Source organism: Paenibacillus sp. A3M_27_13 (assembly GCF_024213315.1).
GTDB classification, from domain to species: Bacteria; Bacillota; Bacilli; order Paenibacillales; family Paenibacillaceae; genus Paenibacillus; species Paenibacillus polymyxa_B.
Map to the genome: position 1 here is coordinate 651,755 of NZ_JANAVE010000003.1, position 18,307 is coordinate 670,061.

Here is an 18,307-nt window from a genome sequence, read left to right on the forward strand (position 1 = left end):
CAATTGTTTTGGTATCTTTAACCGGATGCAAATCTGGAGACTGCTTGTGTTGCGGCATGTCCTACAAACTGTTACAATTTATGCAAAGAACATCGCACGATGGGCTGGTACAGCCGGGCCTGTCAAACATATCGGGAATCAATTTCATCATGGACCCTTTCTTATTGTGAAATTGATTCTATTAATTGTTTTGCGCGAAAGGGGTAAACCATGCTAGGAATTGTTAAGAAAATCTTCGGAGATACCAATGAACGTGACGTCAAGCGTTTAATGAAGACGGTTGAACTGATCAATAAGATAGAGCCGGATTTCGAAAAGCTCTCGGATGAGGAGTTGCAAGCGAAGACGGCAGAATTTAAAGCTCGGGTCGAACAAGGGACTACGGCTGAAGAAATTTTGCCGGAAGCTTTTGCAACGGTTCGCGAAGCGTCCAAGCGGGTGCTGGGTAAACGTCATTATGACGTACAGATGCTCGGCGGTATTGCGCTGCATGAAGGTAAAATTGCCGAGATGAAAACCGGTGAAGGTAAAACACTGGTAGGAACACTGCCGGTTTATTTGAATGCTCTGTTGGGCAAAGGCGTGCACGTGGTTACGGTCAATGACTATTTGGCGCAACGTGACAGCGGAGAAATGGGACAGATTTATAACTTCCTGGGAATGTCCGTAGGGCTGAATTTGGCCAATATGGATCATGCCGCCAAGCAGGCAGCCTATGCTTGTGACATCACGTACGGTACAAACAACGAGTTCGGGTTCGATTATCTGCGTGATAATATGGTGCTTTACAAAGAGCAGATGGTACAACGTCCGTTGTACTTCTGTATCATTGATGAAGTCGATTCTATTCTCGTCGATGAAGCCCGTACGCCATTGATTATTTCAGGACAAGCTCAGAAATCGACAGAGCTGTATTTCGCGGCTGACCGTTTTGTGAAGAGCCTGAGTGTTGAAGAAGATTACACTCTGGATATTAAGGTGAAGTCGGTTGCTTTGACCGAAAACGGCGTATCCAAGGCCGAGAATTTCTTTGGTCTTGAAAACTTGTACGATCAGGAAAGTGTTACAATCAATCACCACATTGTACAGGCATTGAAGGCTAATGCCATTATGCGTTTGGATGTGGACTATGTCGTAGCTGACGGTGAGGTCCTGATTGTCGATGAGTTTACAGGTCGTCTGATGGCTGGACGCCGTTACAGTGATGGTCTGCATCAAGCCATTGAAGCGAAGGAAAACATCATTGTACAAAATGAAAGCATGACGCTAGCGACGATTACATTCCAAAACTATTTCCGTATGTACCGCAAATTGGCGGGGATGACGGGTACAGCGAAAACAGAAGAAGAAGAATTCAAAAAAATATATGGTCTGGAAGTACTCCAAATTCCAACGAATCGGCCTAACCAGCGTGTAGATATGCCTGACGTTGTATACAAGAGCGTAAAAGGCAAATTCCATGCAGTGGTGGATGAAATCCTGGAGCGCAACAAAAAGAACCAGCCGATATTGGTAGGTACGGTTTCTATTGAAAACTCGGAGCTTCTTTCTGAAATGCTGAAACGCAAAGGCGTTCGTCACAAAGTACTTAACGCCAAGTATCATGCTGAGGAAGCTGAGATTATTTCCCGTGCAGGTGAAGCTGGCGCAGTTACCATCGCTACCAACATGGCTGGACGCGGTACTGACATCGTACTGGGCGAAGGCGTATCAGAACTCGGTGGTTTGCACATCATCGGTACAGAACGTCATGAATCCCGTCGTATTGATAATCAGCTTCGCGGACGTGCAGGACGTCAGGGTGATCCGGGCTCCACACAGTTTTACTTATCGCTGGGCGATGAGTTAATGAAGCGTTTTGGTGCGGACAACGTGCTGAGTATGATGGAGCGTTTGGGCTTCGAGGAAGACCAACCTATCGAGAGCCGTATGATTACACGTGCTATCGAATCAGCTCAAAAACGTGTCGAAGGCAACAACTTTGATCAGCGTAAAGTTGTTCTCCAGTATGATGATGTAATGAACCAGCAGCGTGCTATTATTTACAAACAACGCCGTGAGGTGCTGGAATCAGAGAACATCAAGGAAATTGTGTTCGACATGATCAAGCCTGTCATTGAGCGCGTAGTGGAAGCTCATTGCGGCGATGACATTCCTGAAAACTGGGAACTTGAAGAAGTAGCAGAGTATGTGAACAACAACCTGCTTGAGGAAAATGCACTTACGCGTGACGACCTGTGGGGCAAGGAAAAAGAGGAGATCGTGGATATGATCTTCGAAAAAGTTACCAACAGATACCACAGCCGTGAAGAAATGATTGGCGAAGATATGGTACGCGAGTTCGAGAAGGTTATCGTATTGCGTGCAGTCGATAGCAAATGGATGGACCATATTGATGCTATGGATCAATTGCGTCAAGGTATTCACTTGCGTGCTTACGGCGGTACCGATCCGCTGCGCGAATATCAATTTGAAGGCTTCGAAATGTTCCATGCTATGATTGCTAGCATCCAAGAGGAAGTAGCGACATACATCATGAAAGCACAAATTGAATCCAATCAAGAGCGTCAGGCTGTCATCGACGAAGACAAAATTTCGACGAGTGGTGAACCTGCGGCTCCTAAAAAGAAATCCGCTCCTTCGCGTCCGCGTAGAAAATAACGGATTGAAATTAAGGGAGAGATCTTGAGATACACTATTCCCTGCAGTGCATATAATGGCAGGCGGCAGTTCAACCACTGACCGTCGGCCATTTTGTGCCATACAGGGGTGAGACTGATGTGTTCAACTTATAGGTCTCTGTTGGAGGATCAGTTTGAATATTGATGAATGGCTAGCTTGATCTCAATTCTTTTTAAACAATTATGACAAGCAAGCTGGTCTCTGCTTGTTTGTCAGTTAATTCAGCTCTTGACTCGGCTCACATACCAGAGCCGATTATTTAAAAAGCAGTTTGACTTTACGGCGTTTACGGCGGTCGGCAGCGAAGCGGAGGATTTGAATCTGGAGAAGCGCCAGCGATCGTAAGATCAAATCATTCGCGCAGCGCCTACCCACCAGCCGTAACTCACAACGCTTTTACTCCCCCTAACCCTATATTAAAAGGAGAATGTCATCATGATAGATCCAAATGTAAAACATGATTTAAGAGAAATAGGCAAGAAACTAACAAACCTTAGGGGGTCTCTTTGACTTAGATCTCAAACAGGAAATGATCTCAAACTTTGAGGAAAAGATGGCTGCGCCTGATTTTTGGGATGATAACGATAAAGCTCAAGCCGTGATCGCGGAAATGAACGCGGTTAAGTCTTCTGTAGACAGCTATGAACAGCTCCGTCAGGAATATGAGGATGCGGGGATGATGGCTGAGCTAGCTGATGAGGAAGGCGACGAAACACTGGCTGGAGAAATTGAAAATAGTATCAGATCTTTGCTGAGCAAGCTTCAAGAGTTTGAACTCCAATTGCTTTTGAATCAGCCATATGACAAGCTTAATGCCATTTTGGAGTTGCATCCGGGGGCAGGTGGAACCGAGTCGCAGGACTGGGGTCAAATGCTGCTACGGATGTATACGCGCTGGGCAGAAAAACGCGGTTTTAAGGTGGAAACGCTGGATTACCTTGCGGGTGATGAAGCAGGGATCAAAAGTGTAACGCTGCTGATCAAGGGCTATAATGCTTACGGCTACCTCAAAGCAGAAAAAGGCGTGCATCGTCTCGTTCGCATTTCTCCATTCGATTCCTCGGGTCGTCGGCATACGTCGTTCGTATCCTGCGATGTCGTACCGGAAATTGCGGATGATGTGGACGTTGAGATCCGCACAGAGGATCTTAAAATTGATACGTACCGGGCCAGCGGTGCAGGTGGTCAGCATATTAATACGACCGACTCAGCCGTTCGGATTACGCATTTACCTTCCGGTATTGTCGTGACCTGTCAAAATGAGCGCTCCCAGATCAAGAACCGTGAGCAGGCAATGACGATGCTCCGTTCCAAGCTCTACGAGCGTAAGATCGAAGAGCAGCGTCAGCAATTGGACGAAATCCGTGGAGAACAGTCCGATATTGCATGGGGAAGTCAAATTCGCTCCTACGTGTTCCATCCATACAGCATGGTTAAGGATCATCGTACTAGCGTGGAAACTGGCAACGTAGGAGCTGTCATGGATGGCGATCTCGATCCGTTCATCGATGGTTACCTGCGCAGCCAAATTAAGCTGGACGCAGAATAATAGCCTGTACGTTTTCCTACAGTCTGCAGACCATGTGCCTGCGGACTGTAGGAATTTTTGTGTAACGGTATTTTTAACTAAAGGAGAACACGAATGATGTCTCAATTGAATCCCCCCGCTGCCCGCCGAAGACGCCGCAAGCCTCTGATTGCCGCCAGCGGACCCGCACGCAACGTGACCGACATTTTGCTGATTATACTCGGCTCTTTCATTACAGCGCTGACCTTTAACATGTTCTTGCTTCCAAACCGGATTGCATCCGGGGGTGTATCGGGCTTGTCTATCTTGGGTGAGGACCTGTTTGGCCTGGAACCAGCCTATACGCAGTGGGGAATGAATATTCCGTTATTTATAGCAGGGGTCCTGCTGTTAGGGAAAAAATACGGTTTGCGTTCTTTACTGGGAAGTATTATGCTGCCGCTATTCGTTTATGTCACGAAGGACTGGGCAGTTCCGACAACAAATCCGTTGCTGGCTTCGCTATATGGTGGAATCGGAGTAGGGTTGGGTTTGGGGACTGTATTTCGGGGCAGGGGCTCGACGGGTGGACTGGCTATTTTGGCGCAGATTATTCAAAAGTATACGGGCTTTAGTCTTTCTCTCTGTGTCATGTTGATGGATGGCACGGTGATTACACTGGCTGGTTTCGCCCTCTCGCCGGAACGTGCGCTGTATGCGTTGATTGGCTTGTTTGTAACTGGTAAGGTCATTGATGCTGTGGAAATGGGACTGAGCTACTCCAAAGTAGCTTACATCATATCCAATCAGAAAGAAACGATCACGCAGGCTATTTTGCAGGATTTGGACCGAGGATTGACAGAGCTGGCAGGGCGGGGCGGTTACACGAACGAAGAACGTCCTGTTCTTATGGTTGTAGTCGGACAAAACGAGGTAACTCGCCTCAAGACGCTCGTCCGCTTGGTAGACCCGGAAGCTTTTGTGATTATTAGTAATACTCGTGAGGTATTGGGTGAAGGGTTTAAGAAGGAAAGCTAAAACAAAGGGGCCTGTCTGAGACTTGCTCTTAACTGAATCAATGCAGGAGAGCCCACTAATGTAGTAGGCTCCTCTCTCTTTTAGAATAGCTTTACTAGATTCTTTTTACTAATCGTTCAAGCCAATTTGCCGGTTGTCCTTGATTGAAATACGAGGTTAGCGTTCCTCTTACCCCTGTTTTGACCATAAATAGACCGCCTGCTAATGGTTGATTGGCACTATCATTATCTTGAGCAGTCGTAATATATAACTCATCCAGATGTTCACCGCCAAAAGCACACGAAGTCACACAATTGACGGGGAGTGACACCTCAGCAATCACTTCTCCATGAGCAGGATGGATACGGGAGACACGTTTACCACCCCATCGCGCGACCCACAACATGCCCTCAGCATCGATTGTCATGCCATCTGGATACCCTTCACTTTCATCCAATCTAGCCACCAGTTGCTTATTCCTAATCGTGCCTTGTGCCACATCGTAATCGAAGGAGACGACCTCCAATGTTGGAGTATCAATGTAATACATTGTACGATGATCTGCGCTCCAGGCTAATCCATTAGATATGGAAGCTTTATCAACCAGTAAGGAGACATTGCCTTTTGTGCTCAGACTATACAATGCTCCTTGCGCGTGTTCGCCATTTAGGCTCATTGTTCCTGCTAAAAAACGTCCTGTAGGATCGCATTTTCCATCATTAAAACGATTACCTAGTTTACCTTCCTCAGGATCATGGATCAATACTTTGGCCCCTGTCTCAATATCCAAACAATATAGACCGCTAATCAGCGCTACGATCACTTTATTTTTGAGATAAGGTACAACTGCACCAATATGTTCACCAACCTCTATTGTACGATCTGTGCACGTAGAAGGATCATAGATATGCAATTGAAAACCTTCAATATCGACCCAAAATAAACGCTGAAACCGCTGATCCCAGCTGGGACCCTCGCCTAACTTTGCCTTTGCATCTATAACGATATTCGCTGTATATGTTTCGATGTGTAGCACCCCTAACGTTTAAGTTTATTTTCGACCCCAATTATCCGCTTCAGCGGCTCCTCTGCGCAGATTCACTAGATGCAGCCCATGTGACTCCCTTCATGTTCAACAAGTTCATAAAGTGCAGCAAACGGCCAATCGAGATGAATACCAATATATGAGATAATTTAAAGGGAATATCCCCCCCTTTTCTTTATGCAAAACGGCAGACTGTATTCAAGAGACTCTCTGTCTATTTTTTATTTCCTTTATTATAGCTCGTACAGCTTGTCCGTCAAAAGAATAGACAAGAGCGCATATTTTAAATTTGGAGGAATAACATGACATGAGGTGTTGTATTTATATGAATAGAGTCGTATAATAATACATATTTCATAAGAACGGAATGGAGGAAGGTCTGTGAGCAGCAAGTTAAAAGTGGCAATTGTCGGTTCCACCGGGTATGGCGGGGTGGAGCTGATTCGTTTTTTGGTTCATCATCCGCAAGTAGAGATTGTATCTGTTATTTCTTCGTCCAGCGCGGGTGTCCCAATCAGTGACGGGTTTCCACATCTAACGGACATTGTGGTGCAGGATTTGGACGGTGTCGAAGTCCACGAAATTGCTGCCAAGGCCGATCTGGTTTTCACTGCTACGCCATCGGGCGTTAGTACCAAGTTAGTGCCGCAGCTTCTTGATGCCGGACTGAAAGTCATTGACCTTTCCGGGGACTTCAGGCTTCGAAGCGGGGAAACGTATGAAGCATGGTATAAAAAGCCTGCGGCTTCACCCGAGTATCTCAAGCAAGCGGTATACGGACTCAGTGAGGTGTATGCAGAAAAGCTGGCGGGCGTTTCTTTTATTTCAAATCCAGGCTGTTATCCGACCGCAACATTGCTGGGGATTATTCCTGCGCTGAAAGCGGATTGGATTGACCATCGGTCGCTGATTGTGGATGCCAAATCCGGTGTATCCGGCTCGGGTAGGGGAACAAGTCTTGTTTCGCATTATGCGGAAATGAACGAGAATTTCAAGGCTTATAAGGTGAATAAGCACCAGCACATCCCTGAGATCGAACAGGTACTAGGTGATATTGCGGGCGAGGACGTTACGATTACGTTTACGACACAACTTGTTCCCATGACCCGAGGAATTATGAGTACAATTTATGTCACGCTGAAGGGTGACCATACAGATCAGGATCTTATCGGGTTATACCGGGATTATTATAAAGGGCATCCTTTTGTCCGTGTACGTGGCGAAGGTATATGGCCAGCAACGAAGGAAGTATTGGGTTCGAATTACTGCGACATCGGTTTTGCAGCAGATGCCCGAACCGGGCGTCTTACGATTATTTCTGTCATTGATAATGTTGTGAAGGGTGCAGCTGGACAGGCGATTCAGAATTTAAATTTGATGATGGGATGGGAGGAGAACCTCGGGCTGGGCTTCATACCGGTATATCCGTAAGTAGCAAGTAACCGCAACAAGATACAGGAAACGTCAGCGAGCGGAATTTCGAATACAGGCAGCTGCCATTCATCGAATATGTTGCGAACGAGGGCACATAATTATGGGCAAAGTAGAGTTTACAGTAGTAAACGGGGGGAACATTGTAACTCCGCGTGGCTTTACAGCCGGGGGATTACACTGCGGACTAAAAAATTCGAACCGCAACGATATGGGCGCGATTCGTTGTGAGGTAGAGGCGACAGCTGCTGCGGTGTACACCACCAATGTGTTTCAAGCTGCACCGCTGAAGGTGACCCGCGAGAGCTTGGCAGATGGTCGATTGCAGGCAGTAGTGGTGAACAGCGGGAACGCCAATGCCTGCACAGGACAGCAAGGAGAGCAGGATGCCTACGCTATGCGTTCGGCTGCGGCTCGTGAACTGGGTGTTGCTGAGAGCAATGTAGCCGTCGCCTCGACGGGCGTGATCGGCGAGCATTTGAAAATGGATCGTGTGCTTGGCGGAATATCCTCCTTACCTGACCGTATGAACGGGGCAAACGATGGAGCGGAGCAATTTACCCAAGCCATTCTGACAACGGATTTGGTTAAAAAGGAAGCGTGTGTGGCGGTTGAGGTGGACGGTGTGACCGTACACATCGCCGGGGCGGCCAAGGGATCGGGCATGATACATCCGAATATGGCAACGATGCTCGCTTTTATGACCTGTGATGCAGTGATCGGACAGACGGCGCTTCATCAACTATTAAAGCAGGCAACGGATACCAGCTTTAATATGATTACGGTGGATGGGGATACGAGCACGAACGATATGCTAATCGCCATGGCGAGCGGACTGGCTGGCAACCGTGAGCTGCACGTAGGGCATCCCGATTGGGACGCTTTTGCCGAGGCGTTCACCTATATCTGCCGAGAGCTGGCGAAGGCAATTGCTCGCGATGGAGAGGGTGCTACGAAGCTGGTAGAGGTGTCTGTAAGCGGAGCGGTAAGCGATGCGTCCGCCCAAGCGATAGCCAAGACAGTGGTTGGGTCCAGTCTGGTCAAGTCGGCCGTTTTCGGAGCAGATGCGAATTGGGGACGGATTATTGCGGCCGTAGGGCGTGCCGGAGAACCTGTTAATCCAGATACGGTAGATATTCGCTTGGGTGATATTGTTGTGCTAAGCCAATCGAGTCCGGTCGCTTTTGACGAAGAAGAGGCGCTAGCCTATTTGCGGGGAGATACGGTGCAAATTATTGTTGATTTGCAACACGGGAACGGAATCGCTACAGCGTGGGGCTGTGACCTAACCTATGATTATGTGCGGATTAACGCTGCTTATCGGACATAGGTACCAGAATAAAATACGGATTGAATAAGGATAGTAGTTGTTAGAAGCAACGAGCGGATGTAAGCCCAGCATCATTTAAAAATGGCACGGATATGCAGAGAAGAAAAGGAGAGATGATATGCAATCGGCAGTGGAACACGCGGATCAAGCGAATCATGCGGGAGTGGCACGTCGTAATTTTGTGATGAAATGCGGAGGAAGTACGCTGGCTGCGTTACCTGATTCCTTTTTTGAAGATTTGGCGCGTTTGCAGTCGGAAGGTCTTCAACCTGTCATTGTACATGGCGGTGGCCCTGCGATTTCCGACAACTTGGCGAAGCTGGGGATCGAAACGGAGTTTATTCATGGATTACGCAAAACGACCGAACCTGTGTTGGATGTCGTGGAAATGGTACTGGCAGGCAGCATTAACAAGCAGATTGTACGTAGAATAGGGATGCATGGGGGCCGAGCGTTGGGGTTGTCAGGCAGTGATGGCTATTTAATCGAAGCCAAGCCTGTGTCGAATGCCGCTGAGGTCGGTTGGGTCGGAGAGGTAACATCCGTTCAAGCCTCGATTATTACAGGTGTACTGGATATGGACTATATGCCTGTTATTGCACCCATCGGGATTGATCGATCGGGTCAGCGTTACAACATTAATGCGGATACAGCGGCGGGTGCGGTAGCCTCTCATCTGGGGGTCAGTCGGATGATCGTCGTTACAGATGTACCAGGCATATTGAAGAAGTATGGCGGAGAAAAGAGAGTGCTGGACTCTATCACTGTACAGGAGATTGAGGATATGATCAGCACAGGTGAAATATACGGTGGTATGATCCCGAAAGTGAGAGCGGCTATTGCCTGTATCCACGGCAAAGTGAAGGAAGTCGTCATTGTGAACGGTAGCGAACCGCAGGTACTAAGCCGTGTGCTGGGCGGAGAATCGATTGGAACACGCATCGTGCGTATGCAGTAATTACAATATATAGCTTGACCTATATAACCAAACGATAAAGGAGCGTGAACATAATGAGTAAGGAACCGAATACGCTGGTGAGCGAGGAAATGCCAAGTACGGATGGAAGCGGAGTGCAAACGGAAAAGGTGTCGGCAAAAGCGCAGACAGAAAGCTCTCTTTTTCCAACCTACGCAAGATACCCGCTTACACTGGTAAAAGGACAAGGAAGCTGGCTGTGGGATGATCAGGGCAAGCGTTATCTGGATTTCATGTCAGGCATTGCCGTTACCAATCTCGGCCATGCGCCTCAAGCAGTAGCTGAGCGATTGAAAAAACAGATCGATGAACTGTGGCATGTATCCAATCTGTTTCATATTCCGGGGCAAGAACGAGCCGCTGCCTTGCTGACAGCAAATAGCAGCGCGGATGCTGTGTTTTTCTGCAACAGCGGGGCCGAAGCGAACGAAGCTGCAATTAAGCTGGCGCGTCGTTACCACCAGAAGGTAAAGCAGACTGGTCGCTACGAAATCATTACGTTCACGCAATCCTTTCACGGACGGACGCTGGCAACCTTGACTGCTACGGGTCAGGACAAAGTTAAAGAGGGTTTTTTACCGCTTCCTGCTGGGTTCAAAAGTGTTCCGCTTCATGATCAGACGGCGCTTGAAGCAGCCATCAGTGAGCATACGGCGGCAATTATGCTGGAAATGGTGCAGGCCGAAGGTGGCATGTATCCGGTAGACCCTGCTTTCGTAGATGTGATCACAAAGCTGTGCCGCGAGCATGGTTTGCTGCTGATCATTGACGAGGTACAAACAGGTATGGGACGGACGGGCAAACTGTTTTCCTTTGAGCATTATGGTATAGAGCCGGATATCTTTACATTGGCGAAAGGACTGGGCAGTGGTTTCTCTGTGGGTGCGATGCTAGGCAAAGGATATTTGCGTGAAGCGTTCACAGCGGGCAGTCATGGTTCTACCTTTGGAGGTACGCCACTTGCTATGGCAGCGGTTCAAGCTACTATTGAAACGATTATTGATGACAAGCTACCAGAACGTGCAGCTGAGATGGGAGATTACCTTTTCCATAGTCTGCAAAAGCAGCTTGGAGATAGTCCTTTTGTAAAGGATATCCGTGGAAAAGGTCTGATGGTCGGTATTGAGTGTGCAGAACCGGTAGCGGAGCTTGTTTTGGCAGGACAGAAGAAGGGGATTCTGTTCATTACAGCAGGACCGAACGTGATTCGTCTGTTGCCTAACTTGTATGTAACGAAAGACGAAATAGATCAGGCTGTAACATTGATTGCTGAATTGATTCGGGAGCATGTGGCTTAGTGTAAAGGCCAAATCATCCTAGACTAGAGTACAAAAGGAGACGATAGCATGAGCCAGGGCGGCGCACTGCAGCAGATGAATTTGAAGGGGCGGGACTTCCTGGAACTGGACGATTACTCTTCAGAGGAAATCCAGTATTTAATTGATCTCGCCATTGAAATTAAGCGTAAGCACAAAAACGGAGAAACCTATCAGCCGCTAAAAGGGAAAACGCTCGGACTGATTTTCGAAAAATCCTCTACACGTACACGGGTATCTTTCGAAGTCGGTATGTATCAATTGGGTGGGCATGCTCTTTTCCTCAGCAAAAATGACATTCAACTGGGACGCGGCGAACCGATTAGCGACATGGCTCAAGTCATGTCACGTTATCTAGATGGCATTATGATTCGTACCTTTGGGCACGATAATGTTGTAGAGTTGGCACGTTATGCGTCCGTTCCTGTGATCAATGGATTGAGTGATTTAGCTCATCCGTGCCAAGTGCTAGCTGATTATCAAACCTTGTATGAGCAAAAGGGTAAGCTAAAAGGGCTCAAATTGGCTTACATCGGAGACGGTAACAATATGGCTCATTCCCTCTTGATTGGGGGAGCGAAGCTTGGAGTGCATGTGTCCATCGCAAGTCCAGCTGGATACGAGCCTGACCCGAGTGTGGTCGCAGCTTCCCGTGAAATTGCCAAACAGACAGGTAGTGAGATCGTTATAACCCAAAGTCCGCAGGAAGCAGTACAAAATGCGGATGCGATCTACACAGATGTGTGGGCGAGCATGGGCTTTGAGGAAGAGCAGAAGGAGCGGGAGCTTGCTTTTGCCGACTTCCAGGTGAATGAGGAGCTGGTCAAGCTGGCGAAGCCGGATTATTTATTCCTGCACTGTCTCCCTGCGCATCGTGGGGAAGAAGTGAGCGCAGGCGTAATCGATGGTCCGAATTCGGTCATTTTTGATGAAGCGGAGAATCGTCTGCATGCGCAAAAAGCGCTGTTAGTTGCTTTAATGGCTTAAGATTGATAGGTATTGATAGGTAAAGAAGATAAAGGTAAGCAATCGGGGAGGACTTCAACAATGGCAAAAGAAAAAATCGTACTCGCATATTCCGGCGGTCTGGATACGTCGGTCATTCTGAAATGGCTCAAAGAAACTTATGATGCTGAAATCATCGCATTCACCGCAGATATCGGTCAAAAGGAAGAACTGGACGGTTTGGAGGAAAAAGCACTCGCTACGGGGGCCTCCAAAGTGTACATTGATGATCTGCGTGATGAATTCGCCAAGGATTTTATCTATCCGATGTTCCAGGCGGGTGCTTTATATGAAGGACAATATTTGCTCGGAACGAGTATTGCACGTCCATTGATCGCTAAGCGGATGGTCGATATTGCGATTGCCGAGGGAGCAACAGCCATTGCTCACGGGGCAACAGGCAAAGGTAACGATCAGGTGCGCTTCGAGCTGAACGCGGCGGCGTTGACGCCGGATATCAAGGTGATCGCACCTTGGCGGCTGGAAGAGTTCCGCAATCAGTTCCCGGGCCGTGCAGAAATGATTGCCTATGCGGAAAAACACGACATTCCGGTAACTGCTTCTGCAGCCAAGCCATACTCCATGGACCGTAATCTGCTGCATATCAGCTATGAAAGCGGCGTGCTGGAGGACCCTTGGTTTGATCCAAGTGCTCCTGAAAATAAAGAAATGTTCTTGCTCAGCAACGCGCCTGAGGACGCTCCTGATGAAGCAGAATATTTGGAGTTGGAATTTGAAGCAGGTAACTGCGTCGCTTTGAACGGAGAACAGCTAAATCCACTGCAAGTGATGGAAAAACTGAATGAACTGGGCGGCAAACATGGTATCGGACGTGTGGATATGGTGGAGAACCGTTTTGTTGGTATGAAGAGTCGGGGAGTCTATGAGACGCCGGGCGGTACGATCCTGTTCACAGCTCACCGTAAAATGGAATCTATCACGATGGATCGCGAGGTTATGAATCTGCGTGATAGTCTGATTACCCGTTATGCTACCTTGGTTTACAACGGTTTCTGGTTCGCACCGGAACGTGTCGCTTTGCAGGCTCTGGTTCATGAGAGTCAGAAAAATGTCAGTGGTACCGTGCGCGTGAAGCTGTACAAAGGCAACGTTATCGGTGCAGGCGTTAAAAGTCCAGTTAGCTTGTACAACCCGGACATTGCGACCATGGAAGCCGATCCGACACAAGCCTACGATCAAGGCGATGCAACAGGCTTTATCCGCTTGAATGCTCTGCGTTTGAAGGTCAACGCGGGCGTAACACAAAATCATAAATAATGATGTAACCTAAAAAATGTACGGGATGCGGGCCGTTCTTGTCCAAACGACGAGGGCGGCTTGTATTGCAGAGAGGGGATCATGCAATGAGTAAGCTATGGGGCGGACGGTTTACGAAGCAAACGAACAAGCTGGTAGAGGAATATACGGCTTCTATCGGGTTTGATCAGACGTTGGCGGAAGAAGATATTCAAGGCAGTTTGGCTCATGTGGCCATGCTGGGGAAATGTGGAATTATTCCGCAGGAGGATGCAGACACGATCAAGGGAGGACTACACACGGTCCTAGAGCGTATCCGCCGTGGGGAAATTGAATTTTCTGTTTCGGATGAGGATATTCACATGAATATCGAAAAAAATCTAATCGAGGCCATTGGTCCGGTCGGGGGTAAGCTGCACACTGGGCGTAGTCGTAACGATCAGGTAGCAACGGATATGCACTTGTATTTGCGCGGACGTGTGGTATCGCTGGTGGGTATGCTGCATGATGTACAAGCTGCATTAATCGGGCAGGCAAAGGATAATCTGGACACGATTGTACCTGGATACACACACTTGCAGCGTGCGCAGCCTATTTTATTTGCACATCATCTGCTGGCGTATGTGTCTATGCTGGAGCGTGATATTGACCGACTCAAAGACAGCTACAAGCGGATTAACGTGTTGCCGCTCGGTGCTGGCGCTTTGGCCGGGACCACTTTTCCGATCGACCGTCATTTTGTAGCCGAGCAACTGGGATTTGATGGCGTATATGAAAATAGCCTCGATGCCGTCAGCGACCGGGATTTTATCGTAGAGTTCCTGGCTGGCGCCTCGCTGATTATGACGCATTTGTCTCGTCTGAGCGAAGAATTGGTGCTATGGAGCAGCACGGAGTTTGGTTTTATCGAGCTGGATGATGCTTTTTGCACAGGCAGCAGCATTATGCCGCAGAAGAAAAACCCGGACGTGCCCGAGCTGGTACGTGGTAAAACCGGACGTGTCTATGGAAACCTCATGGGCTTGTTGACTGTACTGAAATCCTTGCCGCTGGCATACAACAAGGACATGCAGGAGGACAAGGAAGGGATGTTCGATACCGTTGCCACGCTGGAAGGAGCCTTGCAACTGTTCGCACCGATGATCGCCACGATGAAGGTGAACAAGGATCGCATGCGTCAAGCGGTCAACCAGGATTTCTCCAATGCAACTGATATTGCGGACTTTTTGGTCGGCAAAGGGCTTCCGTTCCGTCAGGCGCATGAGGTCATTGGCAAAACCGTGCTGTATTGCATCCAGCATGGAAAATATTTGCTTGATCTGACACTGGACGAATTTCAGCAGTTTTCGGATCTGTTCGACGATCGTATTTATGAGGTGCTTCAACCAGAAGCGGTAGTTAATGCACGGAATGTATATGGCGGAACCGCTACTGGGCAGGTACAGGCAGCCATTGGGCGCAGTGAACAGCTCCTGGCGAATACATCAACATGGTTTGAAGGGCACAAGCCGAAAAATTAATCAGTAAAGAAAGATATTATTGTCTTGCACAGTAGCGGGATGCTGTGTAAAATCAGATTTTAAGGAATTAGCAATCTAGGTTTCAAAGGCACCGTTCGCGGTGTCTTTTGTGCTTTTTGAGGTATTTGTTTTATTCATGATCCCAATGATCATGAAATGCATAGATTTCCTGGAAGGTATTTTTCATAGCATTTAATTTATAGTTCTAAATACCTACTAGTACGCTAGTGTGAAAGTTTCTAGAATTTACATTTTTGTATACTACGCCTACGATGATTATGGTAGAATAGCACTAAGTTTTTCATTGAATTACCAATTCAATAGGACAAGAACTATATTCAATAAATAAATGTCAAGTTACTAGAGGCACTTTTGATTAGGCCAATTTCATAAATGTGTAAATGAAGGGCTTGAATGAGAACATAGGTATGTCCTGGTTTCGGGAGAACGGCAAGTAAAAGCTCTAAAGTCGATGTAGCTGAAGGCAGAGTCGGGATGATCTAGGGAGGTATTATGAGAACTAAAAGGACGGCGCGTCAGTTAAAGAGCGCTTGGTTCGGTTATCGCGCTTCTGAAGCCGATCAACTGATATCTTCATTGCATGAGGAACGGGTGCAAGCGGAGGAGTTACTGCGTGAGGAGCGGGAACTTTTCCACGCGGCGCTGGAACGGAAAAAGCAGCGGGATGCGGAGTTAAAGCAGCTGCTTGCGGATGCGCTTGCGGAAGAGCGGCGCTGGATTGAAAGGGCGGGAATTCATGGGTGACAAGCTTAGGTGGCAGGTTGGAGGAGTTTCAATTCGCCAAACCAAGAGAAGAATAAAAGAAGAGCGTCAGCGAATCGAACAACTGCAACAACAGCTAGAGGCTCAGCGGTTAGAGCAGGCCCCGGTGCTGTACAAGCTTGATTTTCATATTGAAGAGTTAGAACGGCGACTTCAGGATACAGAACTTCGTATCCAGGCGATACAGAACGCCAATGATACAGCAGCAGCTGTGGAACAATTGCTGGATGAAGGGATACAGAATGGACAGGTGCAGGAGGCTCAAGTCCAATATGCCTCTGGGCAGGAACAGACAGCAGCAGGAGCTGCTATGGGCGCTGCTTCCAGTATCCCTGGTACGGAAGGCGAAGAGGCCGCAACAGGAACGCAGAGCGGACGAAACGGCAAGGCCCGGCTGGGGGATCAACTGGTGGAGAACGGGATGATCACCCGCGATCAGCTGACAGATGCCATCCGTAACCAGAAGCGTTACGGTGGCAGGTTGGGTGATATTCTTGTAGAGATGGGCTTCATTACAGCCGAGCAGCTCCAAGAGCAGGTTGACGGCGACGAGTCCAAGGAGCGTCTAGGCGATATGCTGGTTTGTTCCGGCTATATATTACCGGAACAACTGGAGCGCGCACTGGAGTTCCAGGCGAAGAGCGGCGGGCTGCTCGGCGACATCTTGCTGTCATTGCAAATGCTGGAACCTGCGGATTTGTACCGCGCGATTGCTACACAGAACCGAATCGGGCGCATTGGTGAGGAGCTGGCGCTGGATGCGGCGTACAAACTACCCGAGCAAGTGGCAATGGCTTATGGCGTGGTCGTCATCCATCAGTATATGAACCGATATATTGTGGCGGTTAGCGATCCGTTGCCAGAAGAGCGACGCTTGAAGCTGGAGGAAATCCTGGGTATGCCGGTAGAGCAGGTGCTTGCTACGAAGGAAGAGATGGAGCAGCTCTGGGGTAAAATCTACGGTGAAGAAATGATGCAGGAGAGCACGACTGGGCTATTGGAAAAAGAACCGCACAATTCGGCGCGGACGACTTTTACAAAGGGACAACTTTGGGTGTTCGCAGCTATGGGTATGATTACACTGCTCGGTCTCTTGTGGAACAGTTGGAAAACGGTGTTGATCATCAATATGATGATTCAGCTGTTTTATTTTGCGATGACGCTATTTAAATTTGGCATTATTTATCTCGGTTCCCGGCGTGGGGCGCAGCTTCGTTTTACGAAGGAAGAGGTTGACGCCATGGATGAAAAGAAACTGCCGATCTATACCATTCTTGTACCTATGTATAAGGAGGCGGGCGTGCTTCCGATGTTGTTGCGGAATTTGGAGCAGCTGGATTATCCAAAGTCCAAGCTGGACGTGCGGCTGCTGATTGAAGAGGATGACATTGAGACGATCGAGCTACTTCGTGAAATGAAGCTGCCGGCCTATTACACGACACTGGTCGTTCCAGACGGTTTGCCGAAAACCAAGCCGAAGGCATGTAATTATGGACTTATTCGGGCACGTGGCGAGTTTGTCGTGATTTACGATGCTGAGGATCGTCCCGACGCTGATCAGCTTAAAAAGGTCATTGCAGCGTTCGATTCACTCCCTGAGCATTATGCATGTATTCAAGCGAAGCTCAACTACTTTAATAGTACACAAAATTTGCTGACCCGCTGGTTCACTCAAGAATACAGTATGTGGTTCGAGTTACTGCTGCCGGGTATTATGCAGTTAGATACCCCAATTCCTTTAGGCGGCACATCCAATCATTTTCGGGTATCTGTATTGAAAGATATTAATGCGTGGGACCCCTACAATGTAACCGAGGATGCCGATCTGGGCATACGTCTGTATAAAGGCGGCTACAAAACTGCTATTGTCGATTCCCGCACATGGGAGGAAGCTAACAGCCGCGTGGGCAACTGGATTCGACAGCGGTCACGCTGGATCAAGGGGTATATGCAGACATGGCTGGTTCATATGCGCAATCCGGTTAAGCTGGTGCGCGAAGTGGGCTGGAAGGGCTTTTTCGGCTTTCAGGTGATGATTTTGGCAACTCCGATGTTGCCGTTGCTGAATCCGATTTTTTGGGGCTTGCTTATTTTATGGTTTGGCTGGGAATTATCCTTTATTCCCAAGCTGTTCCCGGGGTATGTGTATTACCTGGCCAGCGCGGAATTTTATATCGGTAACTTTCTGTTCGTATTCAGTAACGTGGCCGGAATGTATTGGGTCATCGGGGAACTGGAAGAGCGCGGTGAACGAACATTTTCATACGCGATGGTCAAATATGGGCTACTCTCGCCGTTATATTGGGTACTTATGAGTATAGCTGCGGTGAAAGCCGCTTGGCAGCTCATTACCAAGCCGTTCTATTGGGAGAAGACGACACATGGTCTGACCGATATGCACGACTTGGATGATACCCCGGCACAGTCCTCCTGAATAT

General features: G+C 48.3%; 13 protein-coding genes. 12 read left to right on the forward strand and 1 reads right to left on the reverse strand.

The window, feature by feature from the left end; all coding sequences use genetic code 11:
• The first annotated feature begins 210 nt into the window (after nt 1-210).
• The 3 genes from secA to NLX82_RS15895 all read left to right on the forward strand — a co-directional run bounded on the left by secA (nt 211) and on the right by NLX82_RS15895 (nt 5,227).
• Nucleotides 211-2,661: a preprotein translocase subunit SecA gene (secA, locus tag NLX82_RS15885; RefSeq protein WP_053326226.1), complete on the forward strand. Its 2,451-nt coding sequence runs from the start codon at nt 211-213 to the stop codon at nt 2,659-2,661.
• A 456-nt stretch (nt 2,662-3,117) separates the two neighbouring features.
• Nucleotides 3,118-4,231 (forward strand): peptide chain release factor 2 gene (gene prfB, locus NLX82_RS15890; protein ID WP_103744773.1). Its coding sequence is split into 2 segments (ribosomal slippage): nt 3,118-3,189 and nt 3,191-4,231, totalling 1,113 coding nucleotides; the frame shifts between segments, so codons are not numbered across the junction.
• Between the two features lie 96 nt (nt 4,232-4,327).
• Nucleotides 4,328-5,227, forward strand: coding sequence for a YitT family protein (locus NLX82_RS15895; protein ID WP_023990638.1), 900 nt, complete (start codon nt 4,328-4,330; stop codon nt 5,225-5,227).
• A 94-nt stretch (nt 5,228-5,321) separates the two neighbouring features.
• On the opposite strand, the gene NLX82_RS15900 is transcribed toward NLX82_RS15895, so the two are convergent.
• Nucleotides 5,322-6,242 carry an SMP-30/gluconolactonase/LRE family protein gene (locus NLX82_RS15900; RefSeq protein ID WP_254348534.1) on the reverse strand — a complete coding sequence of 307 codons (921 nt, stop codon included), beginning with the start codon at nt 6,240-6,242 and terminating at the stop codon, nt 5,322-5,324.
• Nucleotides 6,243-6,632: 390 nt separating this feature from the next.
• Between NLX82_RS15900 and argC the strand changes: the two genes are divergently transcribed.
• From argC to NLX82_RS15945, 9 genes are all read left to right on the forward strand, one after another.
• On the forward strand, nt 6,633-7,682 hold the full coding sequence (gene argC, locus NLX82_RS15905; RefSeq protein WP_069290524.1) for an N-acetyl-gamma-glutamyl-phosphate reductase: 1,050 nt from the start codon (nt 6,633-6,635) through the stop codon (nt 7,680-7,682).
• A gap of 103 nt (nt 7,683-7,785) precedes the next feature.
• The gene (argJ, locus tag NLX82_RS15910) at nt 7,786-9,012 is read left to right on the forward strand and encodes a bifunctional glutamate N-acetyltransferase/amino-acid acetyltransferase ArgJ (RefSeq protein WP_075154846.1); all 1,227 of its coding nucleotides are present in this window, start codon (nt 7,786-7,788) and stop codon (nt 9,010-9,012) included.
• Between the two features lie 118 nt (nt 9,013-9,130).
• Nucleotides 9,131-9,970: an acetylglutamate kinase gene (argB, locus tag NLX82_RS15915; RefSeq protein ID WP_025723996.1), complete on the forward strand. Its 840-nt coding sequence runs from the start codon at nt 9,131-9,133 to the stop codon at nt 9,968-9,970.
• Between the two features lie 53 nt (nt 9,971-10,023).
• Complete coding sequence (locus NLX82_RS15920) at nt 10,024-11,286, forward strand: acetylornithine transaminase (RefSeq protein WP_023990633.1); 1,263 nt, start codon at nt 10,024-10,026, stop codon at nt 11,284-11,286.
• Nucleotides 11,287-11,334: 48 nt separating this feature from the next.
• Nucleotides 11,335-12,291 carry an ornithine carbamoyltransferase gene (argF, locus tag NLX82_RS15925; protein WP_023990632.1) on the forward strand — a complete coding sequence of 319 codons (957 nt, stop codon included), beginning with the start codon at nt 11,335-11,337 and terminating at the stop codon, nt 12,289-12,291.
• 60 nt (nt 12,292-12,351) lie between these two features.
• On the forward strand, nt 12,352-13,587 hold the full coding sequence (locus NLX82_RS15930) for an argininosuccinate synthase (protein ID WP_023990631.1): 1,236 nt from the start codon (nt 12,352-12,354) through the stop codon (nt 13,585-13,587).
• An 86-nt stretch (nt 13,588-13,673) separates the two neighbouring features.
• Entirely contained in the window at nt 13,674-15,086 is a 1,413-nt protein-coding gene (argH, locus tag NLX82_RS15935; RefSeq protein ID WP_053326223.1) for an argininosuccinate lyase, read from the forward strand.
• Nucleotides 15,087-15,599: 513 nt separating this feature from the next.
• Nucleotides 15,600-15,851, forward strand: a complete 252-nt coding sequence (locus NLX82_RS15940) for a hypothetical protein (protein ID WP_023990629.1) — start codon at nt 15,600-15,602, stop codon at nt 15,849-15,851.
• Entirely contained in the window at nt 15,844-18,303 is a 2,460-nt protein-coding gene (locus tag NLX82_RS15945; RefSeq protein WP_254348535.1) for a cyclic di-GMP-binding domain-containing protein, MshE-related, read from the forward strand. The genes NLX82_RS15940 and NLX82_RS15945 overlap by 8 nt, the downstream gene beginning before the upstream one ends.
• The last annotated feature ends 4 nt before the right edge of the window (nt 18,304-18,307 follow it).